This is a genomic window from Mesorhizobium sp. M7A.T.Ca.US.000.02.2.1 (assembly GCF_003996995.1).
GTDB lineage: Bacteria > Pseudomonadota > Alphaproteobacteria > Rhizobiales > Rhizobiaceae > Mesorhizobium.
Map to the genome: position 1 here is coordinate 1 of NZ_RZTT01000464.1, position 4413 is coordinate 4413.

Annotated in this window: 4 protein-coding genes and 1 tRNA gene; 2 read left to right on the plus strand and 3 right to left on the minus strand. The window is 61.8% G+C overall.

Features of this window, described 5'->3' with window-relative positions:
• A partial coding sequence (locus EOD15_RS29385; protein WP_148129689.1) for a LysR family transcriptional regulator occupies nt 1-854 on the minus strand: 854 nt, incomplete at its 3' end.
• 150 nt (nt 855-1004) lie between these two features.
• Between EOD15_RS29385 and EOD15_RS29390 the strand changes: the two genes are divergently transcribed.
• A complete protein-coding gene (locus tag EOD15_RS29390) occupies nt 1005-1658 on the plus strand; it encodes a hydrolase (RefSeq protein WP_127322253.1) in 654 nt (217 codons plus the stop codon).
• Nucleotides 1659-2078: 420 nt separating this feature from the next.
• On the opposite strand, the gene EOD15_RS29395 is transcribed toward EOD15_RS29390, so the two are convergent.
• A tRNA-Ser gene (locus tag EOD15_RS29395) sits at nt 2079-2168 on the minus strand.
• Between the two features lie 385 nt (nt 2169-2553).
• A complete protein-coding gene (locus tag EOD15_RS29400) occupies nt 2554-2895 on the minus strand; it encodes a hypothetical protein (RefSeq protein WP_245463800.1) in 342 nt (113 codons plus the stop codon).
• A 372-nt stretch (nt 2896-3267) separates the two neighbouring features.
• On the opposite strand from EOD15_RS29400, the gene EOD15_RS29405 reads away from it, so the two are divergent.
• Nucleotides 3268-4413, plus strand: a 1146-nt coding sequence (locus EOD15_RS29405; RefSeq protein ID WP_148129690.1) for a septal ring lytic transglycosylase RlpA family protein, incomplete at its 3' end; no start/stop codon positions are given.

The window sequence follows — 4413 nt, forward strand, 5'->3', positions numbered from 1 at the left end:
TACTCAATCAGCATCTCGGTGAGCACGCGCACTTTCCGCGTAGGATGCTGCCCCGGCGGGCGTACGACATACGCGGCCCCCGGAGGTGCCGGATATCGTGTCATGATCGGGACCAGCGCGCCGGAGGCCACATGTTCATGTGTAATGCAATCGGGGAGCCAGGCGATGCCGAGACCTGCCGCCGCCGCCGCGGCAAGCGCCGTGGCGCTGTCGGCCTTGAATCTTCCCTGCGGCTGGACCGTAACAATCTTGCCGCCATCCATGAACTGCCAGGCTTCCGTTCCCTGCATGAGGGCCTGATGGGTAACGAGTTCGTCCGGAGTCTCGGGTGACGCGTGCGCTTTGATGTAGTCCGGGCTCGCGACAAGCTTTCCATGGATAGGCCCGACGCGCTTCGCGATCAGGTTGGAGTCCTGAAGGTAGGCGCCCCGGATCGCGCAATCGAAACCCTCTGCGATGAGATCGACGAAGCGATCGCTGTATGAAGTATGGATGTGAAGATTCGGGTGCAGACGCGCCATTTCCGCGAGCACGGGGGCAAAATGGGTCGCGCCGAAAGTAAGCGGCATGGCAACCCTCAGGCGGCCGCGTAGCTCACCGGTGGGGAAGATCGCTTCCCTGGCCGTATCAATCTCGGCGCTGGCTCGGGCCGCATGATCTCTGAAAGTGATTCCCGCCTCCGTGAGCGCGGCGCCGCGGGTCGTTCGTGCAAGAAGCTGGACGCCAAGCTCCGCCTCAACCCGAAAGAGCCGCCGACTGACGATCGACTTGGAGACGCCGAGCCGGCGGGCGGCGGCCGATACGCCCCCGGCATCGGCCACTACGACGAATGTCTGCAGATCTTCGATGTCCAATCGGCGTTCCTCATTTCGCGACACAGCTTGCCTGATTATGGCACTATCGCATCACCAAAAGGAACAGCAAATTGCGTTTCGGCAACGTCGCCGGCTGGCGCATGTCTCCCGAAACCCATGCCGTCCAGACGGCAGAGAAAGGAAGTCTTGATGATCCCTCGTAACGGCCTTGCTTCGCTTCTTCGTCCCGAAGATTCGGTACTCGTTCTTATCGACCACCAGCCCTACCAGCTCTCGAACCTGAACAGCCACGACCCGCATGCAGTGGTCAACAACTCAACGGCCTTGGCAAAGGCCGCGAAGGCCTTCGGCGTTCCCACCATCCTGACGAGCGTCGTTGCCGATCGGGGCGGCCTGATCTTCCCCCACATCACCGACGTATTTCCCGGCCAGGAGGTCATCGACCGGACGTTCATCAATACCTGGGAAGACAGGAAGGTCGTGGACGCGGTCACGGCGACCGGCCGCAAGCAGCTCATCATCGCCGGCCTGTGGACCGAGATCTGCGTCGCCATGCCGGTTATCCAGGCGTTGGGCGAAGGCTGGGACGTCACGGTCATCGCCGACGCCTCGGGCGGCACGTCGGTCGAAGCGCACGAGGTCGCCATCCAGCGCATGATCGCGGCCGGTGCGAACATGATGACCTGGCTGGCGCTGGCCTCGGAATGGCAGCGCGACTGGGCGCGGACTGAGCACGTCGGGGAGCTGACGGAAGTGCTCAAGCAGCACGTCGCTGGCAGCGGCATCGCGTACCTCTGGGAACAGCAGCTGCTCAACACGCCTGTGCCAAGCACCGCGGGCTGAACTGGGGGAGGTGGCGAAAGCTGGAGCGATCCAGCGCCAACAGGCTGGCTGCTTATCGAGCCGCGTCATCCCGCCCCACAAGACGGCCGCCCATGCCTGAATGCAGGGGCGGCCGGTGTCATCAACGATCACTTCCTCCAGCCATTGACGCGACTGCAGCCGGCGCAGCCTGACTATCTATCACCTCATTGAAAGGACCATGGAGATGTTCGGCGGAGCGCTCCCGAGAGGAAATAACAGTCATCAATCCGAAATCCGAACTTCAAAGTGAGCCTGACGCAACCGGGCGCTCTGATCGAGACGATGACTCGCAGTTCGGATATATCGACTTGGAACAGAGGACCTTGCAACCAAGCACGATGTCATCGTGTCTTAGGTACAAACTGCTACCCATGTCTCCGGGCTGGACAATTCGACGTCTGGCGGAGGAAGTGGGATTCGAACCCACGGTGAGCTTGCACCCACGCCGGTTTTCAAGACCGGTGCCTTAAACCGCTCGGCCATTCCTCCAACGTGGTTTTTCAACCACTTGGGCAGCGCGGGGCCAACTCGTTTGGCCTGTTGGCACCGGATTTGGTACCGAAGGCGTTCCCGGCTGGCTCGCGATTCATTCCTGTAGAGCGGCATTGAGGGCTGCGTCAACCACCGCTGTGTGGCTTCCTGCTGTCCTGGCAGGCCTGAGCGTGTCGGAATCGAACACCGGAACTATCGCGATCCCATTGGTGCATGAAGAAGGAGCCCGCCGGCTGGATGCACAGGGTTTGCACGCGAACGGGAGAAGCCTGACGCGCTGCAGTGCTTCCGTGCAGGAACCCAAGCAAGGGCGCGAACCGGCTACCGACCAGCTACTCGTGAGGAAGGCCGAAGCTCAAAACAGCTCCGGCCTGCACAGTTCTCAGTCTTTGCAGCTTTCATCGGCCTTTGCCGCCGCGGCCTTATCACCATGCTGCTGCGCCTCAATGTCCTGCTGCGAGGTTGCGAGATTCTTGTCGCCGCCGCCTTCAGCGCCCGCCAATGGCATTGTGGCGCCATCCTTGGCGGCTGGCTTGCCCGCGCTGTCCGTGGCTTTCGGGGCCTCTAAGGGCGCGTGAGTTCCATCTTTCGAAATGCCGGCGGTCTGCTCGGCATCCGTCCCGGCATTGGAAGCCGACTTGTCCGGGCATGCGGCGATCGCAGACCCGGCAGAAAGTGACATTGCGATCGCGATTGTCAATGAAGCCATTTTCATCATGCTCATCCTTCTGTTCGAGTGCCCTGCGGATGAAACTAGCGGCGCATTTCTTTGTTCCGGACAGTCGCTCCGCTGCCCGACAAAGCCTGTCAACGGGCAGGTATCGCCGGCAGGAGCGAAGCCAGGCTCTCTGTGGCAGAGGGCATCACATCTCTCGCGTGGAAGCGCGAAAATCGTTACTTTTCAGAGGGCTCTCGTGGTGGAGACGCCACAATCTTGCCCGGTTGCAGCCACAATCGGTTAATACCGTGATAAGCAATTCCTGCGCACAAAGGATCGGGGTTCAAAGGCGTCGCTGGTATTGGTCGGGTGAGTGTTTCGGCTTCTTCGACGGTTGGATACGACGTCCAGGTCAAGACTGAAGGGGACATCAGGAAAATGCAGGCTGTGACGGAACCGCGTCTTCGTCGCGCTGCTACAGTCGCGTTGTTCGCCATTTCGGCCGCCTTGCTGGCGGCTTGTGCGTCGCAGCCCGAGCCGAAAGCGATGGTCTACAAGAAGACCCGCTCCAAGGAATATTTCGCCGAATCCGAATATGGCGTGAAGGCAAGCCCGCGTGTGATCTCCCAGAATGGGCGCATCCAACGTGGCGGCGGCAGGGATCAGCTCGGCAAACCCTATCAGGTCCGCGGCAAGTGGTATTACCCGAAGGAAGACAAGCGCTACGCCAAGGTCGGCCTGGCCTCCTGGTATGGCGACGCCTTCCATGGCCGGCTTACCGCCAATGGCGAAGTCTATGACATGACCCACCTGACCGCAGCGCACCCGACCATGCCGCTGCCAAGCTATGCCCGTGTCACCAATCTCAAGACCGGCAGCTCGGTCATCGTTCGCGTCAACGATCGCGGCCCATATCACGAAGGCCGCATCATCGATGTGTCGGAGCGCGCTGCCCAGATGCTTGACTATGCCAACACCGGCACCGCTCAGGTGAAGGTCGAATATGTCGGCCGCGCGCCGCTTGACGGCGATGACGACCAATATCTGATGGCTTCCTACCATCCCGGTAACAGAGTGCCCGACCCGTCGGACGGACTGCCGACCGGCGTCATGGTCGCCATGAACGGGCCGTCGCCAAGCCTGCCTGCGGGCAGCGCGGCCGTGCCGTTTCCGGGCCAGTTGACCGATTCCGGTTCTGTCCAGCCGGCCATGTCGGCGCAGCCGTCGGCGTATGGCGATCTGGCGCTTCCCGATGTCGGCCCGATCGTGCCGGAACGCCCGCAGATCAATCTGCCGCCGCAATCACCGTTTGCCGTGGCCTCGCTGTCCTATGCCGACGAGCGGGTCGAACGCGCCTCAAATGCCTTCGCCGCGATGGGTGGCGACGGGATGTCGCCGGCCGACGTGCTTCAATCGTGGAAGCGGCAGCCGCCACCGGCCGGGCCGTCCACCGACTACGTCGCTGCCGGTTCGTTCGAGGATGCCGGAGAAGCCAAGCGTATTGCCGCTCAGCTTGCCGCCTTCGGCAAGATCGAGATCCAGCGTTCGGAACTCGACGGCGAGGATTGGTATTCGGTCAATCTC

What these genes read in the sequence shown, in the direction of transcription:
- EOD15_RS29390 (WP_127322253.1), top strand. Translation starts at nt 1,005, where the DNA reads ATGATCCCTCGTAACGGCCTTGCTTCGCTTCTTCGTCCCGAAGATTCG.
- EOD15_RS29400 (WP_245463800.1), bottom strand. Translation starts at nt 2,895, where the DNA reads ATGAGCATGATGAAAATGGCTTCATTGACAATCGCGATCGCAATGTCA.